Source organism: Cellulomonas sp. NPDC089187, assembly GCF_040685135.1.
In the GTDB taxonomy this organism is placed as follows: Bacteria; Actinomycetota; Actinomycetes; order Actinomycetales; family Cellulomonadaceae; genus Cellulomonas.
In genome coordinates this window covers 1-4,844 of sequence record NZ_JBFBHI010000007.1, presented here as the reverse complement: position 1 = coordinate 4,844, position 4,844 = coordinate 1, and the positions used below count along the sequence as shown (strand labels likewise).

The window sequence follows — 4,844 nt, the reverse complement described above, 5'->3', positions numbered from 1 at the left end:
GTGAACACTGACGGCACGATCACCTACACCCCGAACGCTGACTTCTCCGGCACGGACACCTTCACGTACACGATCACCGACGCCGCGGGTCAGTCCGCGACGGCGAATGTGACCGTGACGGTGGTGGCTCGCCCGACCGGTGAGGACGCCTCGGTGCGGACCGGTCTGGACACCGCGGTGTCGGTGGACCTGGTGTCCACTGGTGACGCTCTGGTGCTGTCGGTCGCGACCGACGGTGCGCACGGCACGGCGACGGTGTCGGGTGGCACGGTGACGTACACCCCCGACGCGGGCTACGTCGGCACCGACCAGGTGACGCTGACCTGGACCGACTCGGTGGGCCAGACCGTGACCGTCACCTTGGACATCGAGGTGGTGGACGCGCCGGTCGCCAACGACGACGCGGTCGACACGCTGGAGTCCACGCCGGTCGAGGTCGATGTGCTGGCCAACGACCAGGGCGACGCGATCACCCTGACCTCGGTGAGTCAGCCGATGTTCGGCACCGCCGAGATCACCGCGGCCGGTCAGATCCGCTACACCCCGGCACCGGGTTACTCCGGACTGGACACCGTGGTCTACACCGTCACCGACTCGGTCGGGCAGGAGGTCCGTGCCTCCCTGGTGGTGTCGGTCTACGCCGCGCCCATGCCGCCGAACATCGATCTGCGTACCGCGGTGGACGCGGGAGTGATCGTGGACCCGGCAGGCACCGCCGTCGACACCGGTGACGCCCTGCTCGCGCCCTGGACCGTGACCGGGGTGCAGCCGACCGAGAACGCCGAGGCCACCCTGGCGGAGGACGGGACCATCTCGGTGGTGCCGACCAGCGGGTTCGTCGGTGTCATCACGGTGGTCTACACCGTGGTCGACACTTTCGGGCAGACCGCCGAGGCGACCATCACCCTGACGGTGGTCGAGCTGACCGCACGGGACACGGAGGTCGAGACGGCCTTCGAGACCCCGGTGCAGGTGGACGTGTTGGCGCTGGCTACGGGGTCGGCGGTGCGGGTGGTCGAGGCCACGGAGCCGGCGCATGGCACCGTGGTGCTGGGTGCCGACGGCATCGCGACCTACACCCCCGCCGCGGGCTTCACCGGGGTGGACCGGTTCGAGGTGACCTACGCCGATGATCTCGGCCAGCGGGTCACCGCCACGGTCACGGTGACTGTCGCCCCGGCACCCGTGGTCGACACCGAGGAGCCGCCGCAGGGTCCTGGTGATTCCGGGCCGCAGGTTCGCTCCGGCGTGCTGGCGACCACCGGTGGCCAGGTCGGCAGTGGACTGCTGGCCGCTGCCCTCGCGCTGGCCCTGGGCTGGTGGCTGACCGCCACGGTCCGTCGTCGACGCGGCGAGCACTGACAGGTGAGACGGCGGGGTCGAGCGCGACCCCGCCGTCTCCCGTACCCCGAGGAGTGAGATGACCAGCATCGCTGAGCCGCGCGATCCGGTCGTCATGCCCTCCGACGAGGATCTGTGCCGGGCGGTACGTGATGGCGACACCGGCGCATTCGAGTTGCTCTACCGGCGGCACGCGGAGTGGGCGCGCACCCGCGCTGCCCGCTACCTGAACGCGGCCGATGCGGAGGACGCCACCGCGGAGGTCTTCGCGGCGCTGCTCGGTGCCCTGCGACGGGGACGCGGTCCGGAGGGGGCCGTGCGGCCATACCTGCTCACCGCGCTGAGGCATCAGGCCAGTCGCGCCCTGTCCCGGTCACGTCAGAGCACCCCCACCGGTGACCTGACGGAACTGCCCAGCCCGGCAGACCCGCGCGACGACCTGTGGGTGCCCTCCGTCGAGGATCAGGTGATCGCCAGCAGCGATGGGACGCTGGCGTCGAGTGCCTTCGCGATGCTGCGACCACTGGACCGTCGTGCCATCGAGCTGGCCGACATCGAGGGCCGGAGCTACCGCGAGGCGGCCGAGGAGCTCGGCGTGCGCGAGGGTGCGTTCGGTCGACGGCTTCACCTGGCCCGGCGGGCGCTGTTCGACGCCTGGTTGGCGCAGCACATCCCCGCGGCACCCGATGACGCCGCTCATCCGTCGGAGCTGGATCTCGCCCGGTATCTGACCGGTAATGGCGGCCCGCGCATCGTGGGTCGCGCCGCCCGACACCTGGACACCTGCGCCGGATGCCAGCTGCGGGTCGCGGCACTGGACGTCGAGCAGCAGCGTCGACCGCGTCGGGTGGCCGGGGTGGGTGCGCTGGGGCTGCTCGGCATCTGGTGGCGGTTGCGCGCTCAACGCCTGCGGCTGTGGCACCACCTGTCCTGGGCGGCCGGGGCCAAGGCGGGTGCGGCCGTGGTGGTCCTCGGATCGCTGACGGCGGCGCTGCTGGTGCCGGCGGTGCTGGCCCAGAGCGAGTCCGCCGCGCCGGGTTCGGTGACCACCGTCGTCCCCAGCCCCGCGCGCTCCATCTCCGGACCGGCGACGGTGGCCGGCTCCTCCGCGCAGTGGCTGCCCGGTGCCACGCTCAGCGCTGCCCAGGCTGGGGAGGTGGTCCTGCTGCCGTTCCGGATCGCCGCCACCGGTGACTCCGGGGGTCCGTTGACGCTGAGCATCACCGCGGGTCCGGGCACCACCATTGAGGACCAGTACCAGGCGTGCACCCGGCGCGGTGCCACCGTGACCTGTCCGCGGATCGGGCCGCTATCCGCTGGGGACCAGATCGACGGGGTGCTCGCGGTCCGGGTGGACGACCCCGCAGTGGCCGCGCTGCCAACCCTCAGTCTGACTCGCTGAGTCCCCGGGTCGGGGGACGGTTCTCACCCACCCGGGGTGAAGTCCTTACTCGACGCCCCGTTCTCCCGGGTTCCCTGAGGCGACCTCGGCGACTCGAGCGACCTTCGCTGTGATGCAGATCACCTCCGAACCAGCGAAGAACATCTGCGTTCTTCGGTCTGGATGCACGTGAGTCGAATCGGGACGACTCAGTCATGCGGATGGAGCACAGGATGGACACCCACGTGGGCCTCAGGCCCGGACCTCGGCGGCGCACCGGCGTGGCGGCGGTGATCGCGGCTCTGGCGGCGCTCGTGCTGTCGATCGCCGTCACCCCCACGGCGGCAGTCGCTGCGGTCGGCCAGGCGAGCGGTCTGACGATCAAGGTCACCGCCGACGGCACGCCGAACCTCGACAACTCCTGGGACACCTCCGACGAGCCCGGCTACGACTCCTCGCCGTCCAACGGTCGGGTGCGGACGCATGACTACGTGACCTACCAGTGGGGCTACTCCGTGGCCACCGCGGGCGACGTGACGCTGGTCCAGACGCTGCCGGAGAACATGTCCTGGGTGGTGGCTGAGTCGGCGGCTGCGTGTCTGGAAGGTGTGGACGCGGTCTCGGCGGATGGTCGGACGATCACCTGCACCCGGCAGCACCCGACGACGGGTGCCTCGACGTATCAGGTCAAGGCGCTGGTCGACTATGGCTACAACGGTCAGGTGTTGAGCACGGCGCTGACCTCTGCGGGCACCGCTGACTCCGCCCCGGCCGAGGTCACCGTCACCGCCGCCCCCAAGTTCGACCTGTTTCTCACCGCCGGGTCGACGTCGTACGTCGAGGGTGGAGCCACCGGTACTGAGCCGGGATATCGCACGGTCTACCGCATCCACATCTATCAGCCGATCGACCCGGTGCGCGGTGTGCGCGGCGGCGAGCCCCTGGCGGATGGCTTCAGCTTCAATGTCGACCCGTCCGCCGTGAGCTCCGGAGCGCGGCTGCTCGCGTCGACCTGGCAGAACGACGGCTCCTCGTTGCTCGGTGGCTTGAGCGTCTACCCGAAGATCACGGGCGGTGCCTCGACCGCGGCCAACTCGGTCCCGGGCCGTGGTCAGTGGACCAGCACCCAGTCCGCACCGGGTGAACCGGTCGTGATCACGGTGAACGGGGCGGTCACCGACGTGCGTAGCTACCCGACGGTCAACGTCGCCGGTGTGGCCTTGGCGAGTGACCGGGCCCTGGTGTCGGGCAACGAGTTGCAGGTGTGGATCCCGGCGGAGGATGCGGCCGACCGGCAGTTCTCCATCCCGCTCACCGGGTTTGACCCCCAGTCGGTCTCGGGCCAGTCCAACTACGGGAGTGGGTACGCGGAGGGCCAAGAGCCGGGCGCTGCCGGCGTGCACGGCCTGAACCAGCTGACCTTCTCGGCCTCCACGGCCAACACCCTCGGTTTGGGATTGAGCCACACCTTCGCGGAGGACGGCGTCCTGGACTGGAACTCGGTTCCGCCAGAGGGAGCGACGTCCACCACCTCCGGGGACGCCCCGATGCGCCGGGGGCAGACCCTCCGATTCGGGGGCCTGGTCACGAACGCCTCCGGCTCGGGGACGCCCTACACGAATATGTCGCTCTGCGCGGTCTGGGATGAGTCCCAGATGTCAGTGGGCGACCTGACCTCCGACCGGCTCGCCGCTAGCTCGTTGGAGTACGCCCACCTGGACGTGAGCACCGATGCTCAGCGCCGGGACGTCACCTGCGGTGCTTACGGCAGTGGTGGGGCGCAATGGTCGTCCACCGTGGAGGGTGCCGGTGGGCTCTCCCAGGTGAACGCGGTGCGGTTCGCCTACGACAGTGTGTCCGCGCCGTCGACCATCTTCTTTGCGCTCGGGATGACCCGGACGGACAAGCCGTTGGCCACTGGTGCACCGCTGCCGGTGTTCTGGCAGGTGCAGTCCGACCAGACTCCGCTGACCAAGTCCGGGTTCGTGCCGGAGACGATGGACACGTCCAGCCTCGGCTCCAAGGCGCGGGCGTTGGACACCGAGGTGTCGGTGGATCTGTCCTGGCCGTCGCTCTTCGGTTTGCCCGGTGAGCGGTACACGATGACCGCTCAGCCGGTGCT

The 4,844-nt window shown here is 70.2% G+C and carries 3 protein-coding genes; all 3 read left to right on the top strand.

The window, feature by feature from the left end; translation table 11 throughout:
- A partial coding sequence (locus AB0N78_RS14540; protein ID WP_363391744.1) for an Ig-like domain-containing protein occupies positions 1 to 1,362 on the top strand: 1,362 nt, incomplete at its 5' end.
- Positions 1,363 to 1,420: 58 nt separating this feature from the next.
- A complete protein-coding gene (locus tag AB0N78_RS14535; RefSeq protein ID WP_363391741.1) occupies positions 1,421 to 2,743 on the top strand; it encodes a sigma-70 family RNA polymerase sigma factor in 1,323 nt (440 codons plus the stop codon).
- A 212-nt stretch (positions 2,744 to 2,955) separates the two neighbouring features.
- The coding region (locus AB0N78_RS14530; protein WP_363391738.1) for a hypothetical protein at positions 2,956 to 4,844 on the top strand (1,889 nt) is incomplete at its 3' end.